Below are 16,925 nucleotides of genomic sequence, written 5' to 3' on the forward strand. Positions count from 1 at the left end.
GTCAATCGGTGAGGTTTGACACTGCCGGGCCAGTCAATGTGAAATGCCCGCCAATCAACGATAAGGCTGAGCGCGTGATGATTTCGCAAGACTTGAGAATGCGCCGCGAGCCGCGCCAGCAACGCACATTGGCAATCATCCACAAGGTTGAACAAGCGACACTGGCGCTGCTCAAGGAAAGCGGGATCACCCTGCTGAACACCAATGCCATCGCCGAACGATCCGGCATCGACATCAAGTCGCTCTACCGGTTTTTTCCCAACAAGGAGGCGATTGTCTATCGCCTGGTCCAGCAGTGGCTGGAGGAAATCCGCAGTCGGGAAAAGGCGATTTACGAGAGCCAGCTGGACCTGATTGAAACCTGGAACGCACTGGACGACATGATCGATGGACTCGAGCAGCAGTTTTCGGGTTATGGCGCGCTCTGGCAGGCGATGGATGTGATCCCGGCGTTGCACGGCCTGGAGCAGGAGCATGAGGCGATCCAGCTCGGCAACATGGTGGCCCTGCTGCGGACCCATGGCTGCCGCTGGCCGGAGAAGGAATTGACCGAACTGGCCAGGTACCTCTATCGGACCTGGGATGTGGTCAAGCAAGGCAGCATCGAACAAGGCGAAGCCCGCGGCCTGATGTGGCGTACACACAAGAAGTGGCAACATCGACTGCTGTTGTCGGCAGTCAAGACCCAGGACTGCGCTGAGTTTGAACGTGAGCTTTCGGTTTAAACGACCACCAGGATCGAGCCTGCGTTTTTAACCGGGAGCCGGCGGCGCTGAACGATGGCAAACAACCCCGGTTGAACGTTCTACCGCGGCCGCAAGGGCATCGCCCGCCTGCATAGTTTAGTCCTGGGCGATCTAAGGATCATGACTGCCCAGTGTTCCAATCATTTCCCCCATGCCATGTTTGCAGCCCGAGCAAGGGTCCTGGCTTCTGTTTTGACCCGAGCTCGGGTTGTGCAGCTTCGCGACAGTCGCCGATTGTCCTGACCAACGCAGACAGGGCGGTCCCGGCGTACCGGAATGTTTCGAAGACATCCTTGTAGCATCGGAGACAATAATAATGATCAGAACTCTGAAGTGTGCCGCCTTGGCCACAGGCTTGATGACCACCACCCTCGGGCTTGCAGCCGACCTCACCATTGTGTCCTTCGGCGGCGCCAACAAGGACGCTCAAGTGAAGGCGTTCTACCAGCCATGGCAACTGAGCAGCGGTGGCAAAATCATTGCTGGCGAGTACAACGGCGAAATGGCCAAGGTCAAGGCGATGGTCGATACCGGCAGCGTTTCCTGGGATGTGGTCGAGGTCGAGTCCGCCGAACTGGCCAGAGGGTGCGATGAGGGGATGTTCGAAACACTCGACCCCGTTCGACTCGGACTCAACAGCAAGGAGTTCGTGCCCGGTGCGATACAGCCCTGCGGCATTGGTTTTCTCGTCTACTCCACCGTGCTGGCCTACAACGCCAACAAGCTGCAACAAGCGCCCACCGGCTGGAAGGATTTCTGGGACGTGGAAAGATTCCCCGGCAAGCGTGGCCTGCGCAAACTGGCCAAGTCGACCCTGGAGTTCGCTCTGATCGCCGACGGTGTCGAGCCCCGCGATTTGTACTCGGTGCTCGCCACCAAGGCGGGCCAGGACCGCGCCTTCGCCAAGCTGGATGAGATCAAGCCCCATGTTCAGTGGTGGGAGGCCGGCGCCCAACCGCCTCAATACCTGGCAGCCGGGGACGTGGTGATGACCTCGGTGTACAACGGCCGTCTCTCGGCTGAGCAACGCAAAAAATACGGCCTGGGCATCGTCTGGTCCGGTGGTCTCTACGAGTTCGACTCCTGGGCCATCCCGCGCGGCGCCTCGCAACAGGACCAGGCCCACAACTTCATCCGCTTCTCCGTCTTACCGGGACAGCAGAAACTTTTCTCCGAGCATATCGACTACGGCGCTGCCAACCTCGGGGCCATGGACCTGCTCGACCCGGCACGCATCGCCGAGCTGCCCACTGCACCGCAGAACCTCGCGCAACAAGTCGCGGTGGATGCCTTGTTCTGGGCCGACCATGGCGAGCAACTGGAGCAGCGCTTCAACGCCTGGGCGGCACGCTAGGCTAGCCAGCCCGGCGTCGAGCTGGCGCCGGGCTGCTGTCGAGCCACCGAGCATCGATTGAAAGAGCCAAACCCACCCGCGCCGGTCTTCGTGAAATCACTTGCCAGTCGTGGGTTTGGTTGGCACTTGCCGGCCTTGCTGTAGGTATGCCGGTGCACAGCGGCCTGTCTAAAGAGTTCGTAAAAACTGCCTGCTGATTGCTTCCCCGGCCCGGCAAATGCGCTTCAATGGTCCTTGAGACGAATCTGAAAGCACCCTGCCATTCCCGGAGCAGCCCATGAGCAAGCTTGCCCGCTACCTGCAAGTCGAAGACATCCTTCTCACCGTCAACGTCTCGAGCAAACAGCGCCTGTTCGAGCAGGTTGGCCAACATCTGCAAGAGACTCGACAACTGCCGGGCGACTGGGTGAGCGCCAGTCTGTGGCGCCGGGAACAGGCCGCCAGCACTGCCATCGGCGAAGGCGTGGCCCTGCCCCATGCGCGGCTTGCCGAGCTCGATAAAATCCACGCGCTGTACCTGCGACCGCAAACCGCCATGGCCTTTGGCGCCCCGGACCAGCAACCGGTCAGCGATATCCTGGTGCTACTGGTGCCCGCCCCTGCCGACCAGCAACACCTGGAGCTGTTGGCAGACGCCGCCCGGCTGTTCTCCAACCCGCGCTTTCGCCAGGCACTGCTGCGCTGCAATGACGCGCTGCAGGTCAAGCAGCTGTTTGATCACTGGTAGCTTGAATGAGATATCGGCCCCGGGCATCGGTTTGCCGGGCGCGCCCGATCGAGTTGGATAGCTCCGACCCACCGATCTCTGCCTCGTGCAAGATTCCATCTATTGGCGATTAGCTAGCTCATCAATTAACGTTCATTGCACCTCGCGCTACCCACTGCATGAGGCGGCGCCTGTCCAACTGTTGCGCCGGTATCCATATTCCCGTTGAAACAACTCACTGATTGCTCAATTAGAGAGAATATGAACAAGCAACAGCAGCCGCCCGTATTCCCTGGCGGCCGGCGACCTCGCAAGGACGACGGCGCCGGTCGAGAATCTTCTCGGCACACGCCACTGCTAGTTTTCGCCCTATCCCCCTTGAGCCTGATCTGCATTGCGAGCCTCGCCGGCTGCACCGTGGGGCCGGACTTCGAGCGCCCCGACCTGACGAAAAATGCCGGCTACAGCGCAACGCCCCTGCCGCCGACCACCGCCTCGGCGCAGATTGCCGCCGGCGGCGCGGCGCAGCGGCTGGTGGCCGGAATGGACATCCCGGGGCAATGGTGGGCGCTGTTCCGCTCCCCGGAGCTGAATGCCCTGGTGGCCGAAGCGCTGCAGGCCAACCCCGACGTGACGGCCGCCCAGGCCGCGCTGCGCCAGGCCAATGAACAGGTATACGCCGAGCAGGCGTCGCTGTTTCCGTCCCTCAGCGCCTCGGCATCGAAAACCCGCGAGAAGGTCTCGGCGGCCAGTGCCCTGGGCTCCGCTGGCGCGGCGGCTTCCGGCGGCTCGGCGGCGCAGATCCTCACGGTCAACTCGGCGTCCCTGAGTGTCTCTTATGCCCCGGATGTGTTCGGCGGCACCCGCAGGCAAATCGAGTCCAGCAGCGCCCAGGCCGACTATGAGCGCTATCAGTTGGAGGCCACCTACCTGACCCTGAGTGCCAACGTGGTCAATACCGCCATCAGCCTGGCCTCGGTGCGTGACCAGATGGCCGCGACTGAAACCGTGATCCAATTGCAGAGCGATCAGCTCGATCTGCTGCAGGCACAACGTCGGCTGGGAGCGATCGGCGACGGTGACGTGCTGACCCAGGAAGCGAGCCTGGCGCAGACCCGTGCCAGCTTGCCGCCCCTGCAAAAACAGCTGGCACAAACCCGCAACCAATTGCTGGCCTACCTCGGTCGTTTCCCCAACCAGGACCATGACGAACGTTTCCAACTGGCATCCCTGCACCTGCCCCAGGAGCTGCCGTTGAGCCTGCCCTCGGCGATTGTCGAGCAACGGCCCGACGTGCGTGCCGCCGAAGCCCAGTTGCATCAGGCCAGCGCCAATGTCGGCGTGGCCATCGCCAATCAGTTGCCACAGTTCAGCATCACCGGCTCGCTGGGCTCCACGGCGCTGAGCGGCACCAAGCTGTTCTCCTCCGGTACCGGAGTCTGGAGCCTGGCCGGTTCCATCGCCCAGCCGATCTTCGACGCCGGGGCCCTGGAACATCGCAAGCGCGCTGCAGTGGCGGCCTATGACGAGTCGGCCGCGCGCTATCGCAGCACGGTGATTGGCGCTTTCCAGGATGTGGCCAACGTACTGCGGGCGCTGCAAGCCGACGCCGACGCCCTGCAGCAGCAAGTGCTCGCCGAGAGTGCCGCGCGCCAGAGCCTGGATCTGGCTCAGGCGCAGTACCGCCTGGGAGCGGTGGGCTACCTGAACCTGCTCACCGCGCAGCAGGCCTACCAAAATGCAATTGTCAGCCGGGTCCGCGCCCAGGCCGCCCGCTACAGCGACAGCACCGCACTGTTCCAGGCCCTGGGCGGAGGCTGGTGGCAACGCAGCGATGTCGACCCGGCCACCGCTGGCAGCCCCGACCGTTTCGGCCTGCCGTCACTCGATGAGATCTATCCAGCCCGCGCGTCCAGCAACCGCGACCACGCTCAAGTCAAACAGGCACAGGCAGGCAGTGACCGGACCCAAGGTCCGGCGGATGCCACAGCGGCCACCCGACTTGCACCCTTGTCTCAGTGAGATCCGCCATGGCCGACGTCAACCCCGTCCCTTCCGCGCCCCAACAACCCGCTGCCCCAAAGCGTCGCCGCCTGCTGTTGCCGATGCTGGTCATGCTCGGCGTGGTGCTGCTGATCGTCGCCGTGATCGGCGGGGTCAAGTTCAGCCAGATCTCCAAGCTCATCGCCCAGGGCAAGGTGCCCCTGCCACCGGCCGTGGTCACCGCGATCAAGGCGCCGTATGAAGAGTGGCAGCCGAGTGTCAGCGCCGTCGGCTCGATGAAGACGATGCGCGGAGTGGACGTCACCACCGAGGTCGGCGGGATCATTCGCAGCATCGGTTTCAAACCCGGCCAGGAGGTGGCGGCGGGCGACCTGCTGGTGCAGTTGAATGCCGACTCCGACATCGCCCAATTGCGCTCCCTGGAAGCCACCGCCAACCTCGCCGGTACCGTGCTCAAGCGCGACAAGGCGCAGTTGGCGGTGAATGCGGTGTCCCAGGCGCAAGTCGAGGCGGACGAAGCGGACCTGAAGGCCAAGCTCGCGGCCGCCGAGCAACAGCGTGCGCTGGTGGCGAAAAAAAGCATCCGCGCGCCCTTTGCCGGGCGCATCGGCATCACCGGGGTCAACCCCGGGCAGTACCTCAACCCCGGGGACAAGATCGCCAACCTGCAGACCTTCGACCCGATCTACATCGACTTCAACGTGCCCCAGGCCCAGGTGCAGGCGATTGCCATCGACCAGAGCGTGACGGTCACCGCGGATGGCCTGCCCAAGCAGACCTTCAGCGGCCGGGTCAGCTCCATCGATACCCAGTTCGACCCCAACACCCGCAACGTCACCGTCGAGGCCACCATCGACAACCCCAAGCGCAGCCTGGTGCCGGGCATGTTCGCCCGAGCCGTGGTCAGCTCCGGCACCACCCAGCGCTACCTGACCCTGCCCCAGACCTCGGTCACCTATAACCCCTATGGCACCACGGTGTTCATCGTCACCCAGCACAACAACGACCGCGGCGAAGTGGTGCTCACCGCGCAGCAGACCTTCATCGAAACCGGCCCGACCCGGGGCGACCAGGTGGCGGTGCTGTCCGGGGTCAAGGAAGGCGACCAGGTGATCACCAGTGGTCAGATGAAACTCAAGAACGGCTCGCCGGTGAAGATCGAGGAGCGTGACGCGCCCTTGAACGACCCGTCACCGACGCCCCAAGAACGCTAGGGCCTGCCATGAACTTCACCGATACCTTCATCAAGCGACCGGTCTGGGCGGTGGTGGTCTCGCTGTTCATCTTGATCCTGGGCCTGCGCTCGATCTTCGAGTTGCCGGTCAACCAGTGGCCGCGCACGGAAAACACCGTGGTCACCATCAGCACCTATTACTACGGCGCAGACGCGGCCACCGTGGCCGGCTTCATCACCCAGCCTTTGGAAGCCGCCATCGCCCAGGCCCAGGGCATCGACTACCTGTCCTCCACCAGCATCACCGGCCTGTCGACCATCACCGCGACCCTGCGCCTGAACTATGACTCGAGCAAGGCGCTGACCGAGATCAATACCCAGGTCAACTCGGTGAAGAACCAGCTGCCGGCCCAGGCCCAGGAGCCGGTGCTGACGGTGGCGGTCGGCCAGACCACGGATGCCATGTACCTGGGTTTCTACAGCGACACCCTGGCCACCAACAACATCACCGATTACCTGGTGCGGGTGGTCAAGCCCAAGCTCGACTCCCTGGAAGGCGTGCAGACCGCGGAGATCCTCGGCGGGCGCCAGTTCGCCCTGCGGGCCTGGCTTGATCCACACAAACTGGCGGCCCACAACGTCACCGCCCAGGACGTGGCCAGCGCCCTGACCAGCAACAACTACCTGTCCGCCGTGGGCTCGACCAAAGGCCAGATGATCACCGTGGACCTGACCGCCGGCACCGACCTGCACAGCGTGGATGAATTCAGGCGCCTGGTGGTCAAGCACAACGGCGACGCCCTGGTGCACCTGGAAGACCTGGGCACCGTCACCCTGGGCGCGGAAAACTACGACAGCAGCGTGGCCTTCTCCGGCAAGCGCTCGGTGTTCATCGGGATCAAGGCCGCGCCCTCAGCCAACATCCTCAGTGTCGCCAGCAACGTGCGCAGTGTGTTCCCCGACCTGCAGTCGCAATTGCCGGCCGGGGTTCGCGGCGAGATCGTCTACGACTCCACCGCCTTCATCAACACCTCGATCAAGGAAGTGGTGAAGACCCTGCTGGAAGCCATGATCATCGTCTCGGTGGTGATCTACCTGTTCCTGGGTTCGTTCCGCGCGGTGATCGTGCCCCTGGTGGCGATCCCACTGTCGCTGATCGGCACCTTCTTCGTCATGTACCTGCTGGGCTACTCGATCAACCTGCTGACCCTGTTGGCGCTGGTGCTGGCCATCGGCCTGGTGGTCGACGACGCGATCATCGTGGTGGAGAACGTCGACCGACATATCAAGGAAGAAGGCAAAGGCGTGCTGGACGCCGCGCTGCATGCGGCGCGTGAACTGGGCGGGCCGATCATCGCCATGACCGTGGTGCTGATTGCCGCCTACGTGCCCATCGGACTGCGCAGCGGCCTCACCGGGGCGCTGTTCAAGGAGTTCTGTTTCTCCCTGGCGGGCGCGGTGACCGTGTCGGCGGTGATCGCCCTGACCCTGTCGCCGATGATGACCTCACGGCTGTTCAAGAGCGACCAGGAGGAAGGCAAGTTCGCCAAGCGCCTGGACCGCTACTTCGACTGGCTGCGGGGTCGCTATCACCGGGTGCTGGCGGCCGGGCTGGACATCTGGCCGGTGCTGGTGACCTTCGGTTTCCTGCTGTTCCTGCTGGTGGCCGCCAGCGGCATGACCGCCAAGAGCGAGCTGTCGCCCACCGAGGACCAGGGCCTGGTGTTCATGCAGATCAAGGGCGCCCCCACCGCCTCGCCGCAGCAGATGGAACGGATCGCCGACCAGGCATTCCAGATTGCCAACAAGGAGCCCGAGTACCTGCAGATGTTCCAGCTGACCGGGCTGCCCTCACTGAACCAGGGGCTGGGCGGGGTGCTGCTCAAGTCCTGGGAGGATCGCAGCCGCTCCCAGGCCCAACTGATCCTCGACCTGCAGCAGAAGTGGAACCAGGTGCCCGGCGCCACCATCGCGGCCTTTCCCCTGCCGTCGCTGCCAGGGGCTCAAGGCTTGCCGGTGCAGTTCGTCATCACCACCACCGAGTCGGTGGCCAACCTCAACGAAGTGGCCCAGGCGGTGTTGGCCGAGGCGCAGAAACAGAAGCTGTTCTGGTTCTCCGACCTTGACCTCAAGCTCGACAAACCCCAGGCCAAACTGGTGGTGGACCGGGAGAAGATCGCCGCCCTGGGCATGACCCAGGCCGACGTCGGCGCCGCGCTGTCAGCGGCGCTGGGCGGCAACTACGTGAACTACTTCTCCACCGCCGGACGCTCCTACAAGGTGATTCCCCAGGTGCTGCAGGTGGACCGCCTGAACCCGGACCAGATTCTCGACTACTACATCCGCACCCCGTCGGGGGCGATGATCCCGGCACGTACCGTGGCGCACATCGAGACCTCCACCGAGCCGGAATCGGTCAACCACTTCCAGCAACTCAACTCGGCCACCCTGTCTGGGGTCAGCGGGGTTTCTCAGGGCGAGCTGCTGGCCCGGCTCAAGGGCATTCTCGAACAGGTGGCACCGTCCGGGTATTCCACCGACTATGCCGGTGAATCACGGCAATTCATCCAGGAATCCGGGGGCTTCGTCGGCCTGCTGCTGTTCTCGATCCTGATCGTCTACCTGGCCCTGGCGTTCCAGTTCGAAAGCTACCGCGACCCGGTGGTGATCCTGTTCTCGGTGCCACCGGCGCTGTTCGGCGCCCTGGCCTTCATCACCATGGGTTTCGCCTCGATCAACGTCTACACCCAGGTCGGGCTGGTGACGCTGCTGGGGCTGATCACCAAGCACGGGATCCTCATCGTGCAGTTCGCCAACGAATTGCAGCGCGCCGGCCACAGCAAGCGCGAGGCCATCGAAGAAGCCGCCGCGGTGCGCCTGCGGCCGATCCTGATGACCACCGCGGCCATGGTGCTGGGGGTGGTGCCGCTGGTCTGGGCCTCCGGCGCCGGCGCCGCGGGCCGCCACGACATGGGGCTGGTGATCTTCGCCGGGCTGTCCATCGGCACCCTGCTGACCCTGTTCATGGTGCCGGCCATGTACCTGTTTATTGGCACTACTCACCAGGGCACGGCCCATCCGGTGCAAGGCCCGGTATCAGGCGAGGACTTTGTGTCCAGGGCCTGAGCCGGCCCGGGGCCGGTAATGCACCCTACAACCCGCAAAGGCCATGGCAACCTGGCGCATGAGCCGATGGATTTCTGTTTATCCGCTATCGGTTGGTTTTGTAAGGCAAAGAGGCGAACACATCATCTCTGTGGATGGCAGCCGGGGCTCGCGCTCTGCCTCGTTGTCTCAGAACTGCGAGTTCTTTACTCGTCTGATCGATGCGCTACAGCGTTTCAACAGAGAACACGTTCAAGTTTCAATACAACAGAAACTGTCTTTCAACAATATTTCAGTCCATGGCGAACAACCTTGTGCCGAACACTTTCGGCCGTTCCCCCTAACAGCCGGACATTGCACTTTTTTTACAGAAAGCACATAAAAAACCGACACGCACTGACGATTGTAGCCAGCAGAAAACAATGCTAAACAAACCTGCAATCGGCCAAATGGACAACCTGGATGTTCACCCCAAACTTGCATCACAAGATGATCTTCGTCGGTTTTCTCTTGATATCCAGCAACCTCAAGGCCGACTCATTCTCTGGTGGCACTGGCTGGGGAAAATTTGCTCAAGCCTTGCTTGCGGTGAGCACCTGCCAAGACCGCTTGCTGGAAACGGAACGAGCGGCATGTTTCAAACGCAATGCCCGGCAGGCATGCCAATATGCCCCCGAAGGCATCGAGAAAGACAACTGCGTAAAGCAATATTCAGGTTATCCGACCCGGCCTGATCCAGATCCGTCAAAAAAACCTTCGCGAACTGCAGGTTCTCTGACGACAAATCATGTTCCAGGCGTTCTGGCGCCCTTTATCGGGACCGAGGCCAAATCGCAAAACTCCAAGCCCGACGAGTTCGATTCAAGAGTAAGAGTTCTCTTGTACGCCCCAAAGCCAGCGCAACTTTAATCAAAGCAGCAAGCATCCAGAACTGTTGCAAGCATGCCTGCATCGCAAACTGGATACTTTGCTTTCGGGCCACTACAACCAAGGGAGCCAAACGATGACCGCTGGTTCAGCCATCAGGCCTGCTCGGTAGAACCCAGAGTAGAAGGCCCAATAGCCGTTGCGCCCCGCCAGTGCCCCCAGCCAATGGCAGGACACGGGCCCACAAGTGCCAGTCGGACTCAGGCCGGCACGCCAAGAATGATGTGCGAAGCCTTGATCACTGCCTTAGCGCGGACGCCCGGGGCCAGGCCGAGTTCGGTCACGGCGTCGCGGGTGACGATGGAATACACCTGGCTGCCGCCGCTGAGTTCAAGCACCACCTCGGCATTCACCGCACCGTCGGTAACGCTGAGCACCTTGCCCTGCAGGCAGTTGCGGGCGGACGGTCATGAGCATCACCCAGGGTGCCTTGACCAGGGCCCGCGCCTCGGTGCCGGTGCATTCTCGGTTTCCCGGCGTCATCCCTGCTCTTGCAAGTGCTCCATGAAGGTGCTGGCGCTATAACGCTCGCGGAACAGCCCGACCTGCACCAATTGCGGCACCACTTGCTCAAGAAAGATATGCATCGAGTGGATCGAGCCACCCGGAGCGGCGATAAAACCGTCCATGGCACCGGACGCCGCCCAGTCGACGATCTGTTCGAAGGCGTCCTCGGCAGTGCCGATCACTTGCCAGTGGGCAGCGGAAATCACTTCCGGGCGCAGCAGCAACTCCTCCAGGCTCAGGGTTTCGCGCTCGATCAGGCGCCGCAGCAGATTGGTGTGGGTGCGGCTGCTGGGGTTATGCACCGGTGCGGGCAGGTCTGCCGCACTGATCGGCCGGTCCAGGGGCCAGTCACTGAGATCGAGGCCGATCATCTGCTTGATCGAGGCAAACTTGCGGGCCAGATCCGGGCGACCGTGGGTCTGCATGAACATCTCCCGCGCCTCCTCCCGGGTTGCTGCCAGGTACAGGCTCAGGCCTGGCAGCAAGCGGATGTCCTCGGGATTGCGACCGTGGCGCTCGGCACGCCGGGACAAGTCACGACGCAGCTCCAGCGCCGCGTCCTTGTCCGGTGTCGGGGCGAATACCAGGTCGGCCACCGAGGCGGCGAAGTCGCGGCCGGTATCCGAGGCGCCGGCCTGGATCAGGGGGATCCGCGCGCCGCCATAGGCCGGCAGGTTGAGCGGGCCGCGGACCTTGAAATGCGCCCCATCATGCGCCACCGGATGCACCTTGGAGCGGTCGGCATAGCGACCGTTCTCGCGGTCGAGCAGCAGCGCTTCGTTGGGATAGCTGGCCCACAAGTCATGCACCAGGCGGGTGAACTCGGCTGCCCGGGCGTAACGTTGATCCGCGCTGGGCATGGCGTCCAGGCCGAAATTCTCGTGGCCCTGCAGCGCGGTGACAATGTTCCAGCCGGCGCGGCCGTTGCTCACCCAGTGCAGCGATTGCAGCTGGCGGGCCACCACATAGGGCGGAAAAAAGGTGGTGGAAACCGTGGACACCAGGCCGATATGCGAGGTCTCCCGGGCGACGGCGGCCAGCAGCACCGTGGGGTCGAGGCTGGCAAAACCCGAGCCGCTTTCCAGGCCGTCCATGTTCAGGCAACTGACGTCGGGGCGGAACACGAAGTCCAGGTGCGCGGCCTCCGAGCGCTTGGCGATGTCCACCGCGAAGTCGGCGCTGTAGATCCCTTCGATATTGCTGCCCGGTTGGCGCCACGCATCGCCGCTGAGCCAGGTGGGGGCCAGGGACATGCCGATATGCAGGCGTTTGCGATTACTCATCTGTTGCCAATCTCCTGTGGTGCAATGAAAGCCGGCCAGCCGCTGAAGGGGCGCCAGCCTTGAGTCATGGGGTGATCAGAAGCTGCCCTTGACCCCGATGCCCAGGGTGCGCGGCTGGGTCATGCTGGCTTCGATTCCGCCGATGCCACGGTTCTGCTGCATGTAGGTCGGCGAGCGATCGTCGAAGACGTTCTTCACGTAGCCGTAGAGCTGCACCTGCTCACTGAAGCGATAACTCATGCGCGCATCGGTGAGGGTGTAAGGCTTGATCGAATAGCTCGAGGTGTTCGCCACATCGGAGTAGTAGCCATCCAGGTAACGCACCTGGGCATTGAGGTTCAGGCGCTCGGTGATGTCCCAACTGGGGCCGAAGCTCAGGGTATAGCCCGGCGAGCGGGCAAACTCGTTATGGGCGTAGCCTGCATTGCTGGAGATCTTGTCGATGCGGGTACGCAATGTCCCGGCGCTGGCCTTGAGCCGCAGGTTGTCCAGCACACGGTAGTCGAAGTCCAACTCCAGGCCATAGGCGTGAGCCTTCTCGGCGTTGATCGTGTAGGACTGGGCGACCCCCGGGGAAATCACCACCGGAATGTTGTACTGGGCATCCTTGAGATCCATGTAGAACAGGTTGGTGTTGATCAGCAGCCGGTCGTCCAAGAGGCTCGCGCGGCTGAACAGCTCATAGTTCCAGATCGACTCTTCCTTGAAGTAGGCCCACTGCCGGGTGCTCAGGTTCAGCGACACGCCTCCCGGGTTGTAGCCGCGACTGACCAGGCCACCCACCGTCCACTGCGGGGTCGCGGCATAGGCCAGGGACACCTTGGGCAGCAACGCCGAGAAGGTCTTGTCGTAGTTCAGCGCCCGAGGCGCCAGCACCGAGTTGCCGGTGCGCTCGACACGGTCCTCCTGGTAACGCAAGCCGCTACTCAGGGTCCAGAGATCGCTGAGCCGGTAGTTCAACTCACCAAAGATCCCCAGGTTGGTCTTGGTGTCGTCGAAGGCCGAGCGGCCCATCAGGGTCAGGGTTTCATCGGTGCGGGTACGGGCGTAGTAGATACCGCCCATGCCGCTGAGCACATCCTCTTGCCCGCCGAAGGTCAGGCGCGATTCGTTGGAGCCGTTCTTCTGGTGGATGTTCGCATCGCCCTCGCCCGCGGCGCCGGTAACCCGTTGCACCGACGACAGCGAATACTGCGCCTGGTTGAACAGCTTGATGCCGTTGCCCAGGTCATAGGAGACATCGAGGATGCTGGTGTTGGTGTCCTGCTCCCAGGACGGCATGGTGGTGGTCCGGTGTTCGAGCTTGTGGTACGGCGCCGAGGCGGCCTCCTGGGTCGGGCGGTTGCTGTCGTTGTGGGCAAAGGTGAACTGGCTTTCCAGGCCCGGGATATTGCTCGGCAGCCATAACAGTTTGGCCCGGGCATTGAGGTTGCGGAAATCCTGGTCGGTCTTGTTGCCCTGGAAGCGCGGGTTGCTGTAGTCGATGAAGGTGTCACGCGAGGAGTAGTCCACCGCCAGGCGCCCGGCGAAATCCTCGACCAAGGGCCCGGATACCGCGACCGAGCTGCGCCGCGTCTGGTAGCTGCCGATCTCCGCCTGGTAGGCCGCCTCGGGGGTGAAGGTGGGGTTCTTGGTGTTGACAATGATCGCCCCGGCAATCGCGTTGGCCCCTTGGGAGGTGGTCTGTGGACCGCGGAAGACTTCAATGCTGTCGACATCCCAGACCGAGGTCGCGCCGAAGAACATCTCGTTGTAGTTCAGGTAGTGCCCGTCGAGGTTGATCGTCGCCCGGGGCACGGTGCCGCCCCAGAACACGTTCTGCCCGTTGTTCGGACCCTGGGTGTCCTGGCCACGAATGATCGGGGCGCCGACCGAATCGGTGTAGATCACGTTGGGCATGCCATTGATGACCTCGGACACCGACGAGTCACCGGTCTTGTTCAGGTCGAGGTCCTTGTCGGTGAGGATGGAAACGGACGACGCGGTGTTCTTCATGCCGCGTTCCAGCTTCTCGCCGGTCACCACCTGAGCGTCGAGGGCCAAGCTGCCCTTTTGCCCAACCTCGGACTCCTCGGCCATCAACGGCGGGGTCGCCAGCAGAGTGGACAAGGTGAAAACGCCAATACCGTGACTCAATGTGCGATGCGTAAGGGCCATCAAGGCCTCCCTCCAAATGAGAATGATCCTCTTTAGCGATAAGGCTATCACGCAACCACAGCATTCCTCAATAAGGAATGAATTCCACAAAACGGAATGATCTACACTTTTTGGCCAGAGACATTTGCGCGTCCCTGGCGGACCGCGGAACCGGTATCATGGCCGCCGCTAGCGCCATCGCCGCGCGGGCCGCAGCCTGCGGCCATGACCGCAGCCAGACATTGGTGAGGAGACCAAGCCGTTGAACACTTCACAGCCCCCACTGGATGACACCCTGGATTCAGTACCGGAAAAGCGTTCCGGGGTGATCCAGTCGGTGTCGATTGCCGCGCGCTTTCTCAATACCCTGGCCAATGCCGAGAGCGAACTGGCCCTGGGTGAAGTGGCCCGACGGACCGGTACCGGCGGTTCCACCGCCCACCGCTACCTGCAAAGCCTGGTCAAGGAAGGGCTGGCCAAGCAGGACCCGGTCAGCGGCCTTTACGACCTGGGACCGGCGGCACTGAGCATCGGCCTCGGCGCGCTGAAACGCATCGATGCCGTGGACATTGCCGCCCAGCACATGAAATCCCTGGCCCAGCGGCATGCCGCCAGCGGTGGCGTAGCGATCTGGACCGACCGCGGGCCGACCCTGGTGCGCTGGTACCGCAGCGCCTATTTCTCGATCAATCCGCTGGCCCTGGGGGACATCCTGCCCATCGACAATACTGCCTGCGGCCTGGTGTTCCAGGCGTTCCTGCCCAAGGCCAGCATCGACGCCGCACGCAAGCAGCAGCCGGCACACTTTCGCGGCAGCCCACCGAGCAACGCGGTGCTGGACGAAGTGCGACACAAGCACTGGGCCGAGTTGACCAGCCACCTGCTGTCCAACGTCACCGGGCAAGCCGCGCCCGTGTTCGATGCCCAGCAGGAAATCGTCTGCGTGATGACCACCGTCACCGACCTGGGGCAATTGCAGGCCCCGCAAGATCGCGAAGCACTGTTCCATGAAGCCGGCCTGGTCAATCAGGCCACCGGCGGGAGCTGGGCCCTTCAGGCAGCGAACCCGCGGCAACACTGAGTCGAGATTCAGGCAGGGGCCGGCGCCGCACCGAGCACCTCGGCCCGGCCTTTGGGCACCATCAGCGGCGTGCCGCTGACCGGGTCGCGGATGATCACCGAGGCCAGCCCGAATACCTCCTCCACCAGGGCCTCGGTGAAGATCGTCATTGGCTCGCCCTGGGCCACAATGGCACCGTCACGCAGGGCGATCAGGTGGCTGGCATAGCGGCAGGCCTGGTTCAGGTCGTGGAGTACCGCAACGATGGTGCGCCCCTGGCGGTTGAGCTCGGCGAGCAGTTCCAGCAACTCGATCTGGTGGACGATATCCAGGTAGGTGGTGGGCTCGTCCAGCAGCAGGATGGGTGTCTCCTGGGCCAGCACCATGGCAATCCACACCCGCTGCCGCTGCCCACCGGACAATTCGTCCAGCAACCGGTCAGCCAACTCGCTGACCCGGGTCGCGGCCATCGCCCCGAGCACCGCCCGCTCATCCTCTTTCGACCACTGGCGCAGGAACGACTGGTGCGGATAGCGCCCGCGAGCCACCAGGTCGGCGACCGTGATCCCGTCCGGTGCCTGGGCGCTTTGCGGCAACAGGCCCAGACGCCGGGCAACTTCCCGGGCCGGCAGTTGGCGGATGTCCTGCCCGTCCAGCAGCACCTGGCCCTTGGTCGGGGCCAACAGCCGCGACAGGGCTGCCAGCAAGGTGGATTTGCCGCAGGCATTGGGTCCGACGATGACCGTGAAGGAGCCATCGGGAATGGTCAGGGACAGATCCTGGGAAATGATTCGCGCAGCGTGGCGCAAAGTCACGGCATCCGCGTGCAAACGGTGAGTCATGGGCTGGTTTTCCTCGTGGGCCTGACGGTTGCAGCATTGCAATTGTGGAATGGATTCTACAATATGGAACGAATTGCATGAGAAGCATTAGCATATACACGCTAAAGCCCAGGCCCTTCAATCCGCATCGAAAGCGCCTTGCCCGTGCCCCACTCACCGCCCCAACGGATCGATGATGAACCCACGCCTTCCCGCCCGGCTGCTCAGCGCAGCGGTCCTGGTCCTGTCCAGCCAACTTGCGCTGGCCGCTGCCACGGCCCCTGCACGCATTGTCTCCACCAGTCCCAGTGTCACTGGCATCCTGCTGGCCATGGATGCGCCCTTGGTGGCCAGCGCCGCCACCACTCCCAGCCGCCTCACCGATGACCGCGGGTTCTTTTCCCAATGGGCGAACATCGCCGAGCAACGACATGTGCAAGTGCTGTACCGCAACCTGCAATTCGACATCGAGGCAGTGATCGCCAGTGACCCCGATCTGCTGGTGGTTTCCGCTACCGGGGCCGACAGCGTTGTCGCCCAGCGCAGCGAGCTTGAGGCCCAGGGCATCAATACCCTGGTGGTGGACTACTCGAACCAGAGCTGGCAGGACATTGCCAGCGAACTGGGCCAGCGCACCGGGCTGCAGAAACAGGCCCAGGCAGCGATCCAGCGTTTTGACCAATACGCCGCGGACACCGCCGCCAGCATCACTCCGGCACCCGGCCCCGTCAGCGTGGTGGGCTACAACATCGCCGGCAGCTACTCCATTGGTCGCCTCAGCAGCCCCCAGGCCCGCCTGCTCGGCACCCTCGGGTTCAAGGTGGCGGAGTTGCCCCAGGCCCTGACCGCAAAGGTCACCCGTGCCTCGGACTTCCAGTTCATCTCCCGGGAAAACCTGCCGGCGGCAATCACCGGCGACAGCGTGTTTCTCCTCAGCGCCAACGACCGCGACGTGCAAGCATTTCTCGCCGACCCGGTGCTGGCCAACCTGCCAGCGGTGATCCACAAGCGAGTCTATGCCCTGGGGCCAAGCTCGTTCCGAATCGACTATTACTCGGGACGGCAGATGATCGACGCCGTCGCCGCGCACTTTCGCTAGCCC

Annotated in this window: 12 protein-coding genes and 1 pseudogene; 9 read left to right on the forward strand and 4 right to left on the reverse strand. The window is 63.1% G+C overall.

What is annotated here, in order from left to right:
• The first annotated feature begins 98 nt into the window (after positions 1-98).
• The 7 genes from GV818_RS22935 (at position 99) to GV818_RS22965 (ending at position 9,998) form a co-directional block, all read left to right on the forward strand.
• On the forward strand, positions 99-725 hold the full coding sequence (locus tag GV818_RS22935; RefSeq protein ID WP_218579768.1) for a TetR/AcrR family transcriptional regulator: 627 nt from the start codon (positions 99-101) through the stop codon (positions 723-725).
• 337 nt (positions 726-1,062) lie between these two features.
• Complete coding sequence (locus GV818_RS22940) at positions 1,063-2,100, forward strand: ABC transporter substrate-binding protein (RefSeq protein ID WP_161777619.1); 1,038 nt, start codon at positions 1,063-1,065, stop codon at positions 2,098-2,100.
• A 277-nt stretch (positions 2,101-2,377) separates the two neighbouring features.
• Positions 2,378-2,827, forward strand: a complete 450-nt coding sequence (locus GV818_RS22945) for a PTS sugar transporter subunit IIA (RefSeq protein ID WP_161777620.1) — start codon at positions 2,378-2,380, stop codon at positions 2,825-2,827.
• Positions 2,828-3,067: 240 nt separating this feature from the next.
• Complete coding sequence (locus GV818_RS22950; RefSeq protein WP_161777621.1) at positions 3,068-4,828, forward strand: efflux transporter outer membrane subunit; 1,761 nt, start codon at positions 3,068-3,070, stop codon at positions 4,826-4,828.
• Positions 4,829-4,836: 8 nt separating this feature from the next.
• A complete protein-coding gene (locus GV818_RS22955) occupies positions 4,837-6,024 on the forward strand; it encodes an efflux RND transporter periplasmic adaptor subunit (protein WP_161757755.1) in 1,188 nt (395 codons plus the stop codon).
• Between the two features lie 8 nt (positions 6,025-6,032).
• A complete protein-coding gene (locus GV818_RS22960; protein ID WP_161777622.1) occupies positions 6,033-9,110 on the forward strand; it encodes an efflux RND transporter permease subunit in 3,078 nt (1,025 codons plus the stop codon).
• Between the two features lie 441 nt (positions 9,111-9,551).
• Positions 9,552-9,998 carry a hypothetical protein gene (locus GV818_RS22965; RefSeq protein ID WP_161757757.1) on the forward strand — a complete coding sequence of 149 codons (447 nt, stop codon included), beginning with the start codon at positions 9,552-9,554 and terminating at the stop codon, positions 9,996-9,998.
• Positions 9,999-10,216: 218 nt separating this feature from the next.
• Here the strand turns inward: GV818_RS22965 and GV818_RS22970 are convergent.
• The 3 genes and pseudogenes from GV818_RS22970 to GV818_RS22980 all read right to left on the reverse strand — a co-directional run.
• Positions 10,217-10,472 (reverse strand): annotated as a pseudogene (locus GV818_RS22970) (TOBE domain-containing protein); the annotation flags it as partial.
• A 23-nt stretch (positions 10,473-10,495) separates the two neighbouring features.
• Complete coding sequence (locus GV818_RS22975; protein ID WP_161757758.1) at positions 10,496-11,806, reverse strand: NtaA/DmoA family FMN-dependent monooxygenase; 1,311 nt, start codon at positions 11,804-11,806, stop codon at positions 10,496-10,498.
• A gap of 75 nt (positions 11,807-11,881) precedes the next feature.
• On the reverse strand, positions 11,882-13,966 hold the full coding sequence (locus tag GV818_RS22980) for a TonB-dependent receptor (RefSeq protein WP_161757759.1): 2,085 nt from the start codon (positions 13,964-13,966) through the stop codon (positions 11,882-11,884).
• A 271-nt stretch (positions 13,967-14,237) separates the two neighbouring features.
• Between GV818_RS22980 and GV818_RS22985 the strand changes: the two genes are divergently transcribed.
• Positions 14,238-15,023, forward strand: coding sequence for an IclR family transcriptional regulator (locus tag GV818_RS22985; RefSeq protein WP_178125081.1), 786 nt, complete (start codon positions 14,238-14,240; stop codon positions 15,021-15,023).
• An 8-nt stretch (positions 15,024-15,031) separates the two neighbouring features.
• Here GV818_RS22985 and GV818_RS22990 read toward each other — a convergent pair whose 3' ends face one another.
• Positions 15,032-15,844: an ABC transporter ATP-binding protein gene (locus tag GV818_RS22990; protein ID WP_161757761.1), complete on the reverse strand. Its 813-nt coding sequence runs from the start codon at positions 15,842-15,844 to the stop codon at positions 15,032-15,034.
• Between the two features lie 172 nt (positions 15,845-16,016).
• Here GV818_RS22990 and fepB point away from each other — a divergent pair, with 172 nt between their 5' ends.
• Positions 16,017-16,922 carry a Fe2+-enterobactin ABC transporter substrate-binding protein gene (gene fepB, locus GV818_RS22995; protein ID WP_161757762.1) on the forward strand — a complete coding sequence of 302 codons (906 nt, stop codon included), beginning with the start codon at positions 16,017-16,019 and terminating at the stop codon, positions 16,920-16,922.
• Positions 16,923-16,925: the final 3 nt, after the last annotated feature.

It is taken from the genome of Pseudomonas sp. Fl4BN1 (assembly GCF_009908285.1).
Classification (GTDB): domain Bacteria; phylum Pseudomonadota; class Gammaproteobacteria; order Pseudomonadales; family Pseudomonadaceae; genus Aquipseudomonas.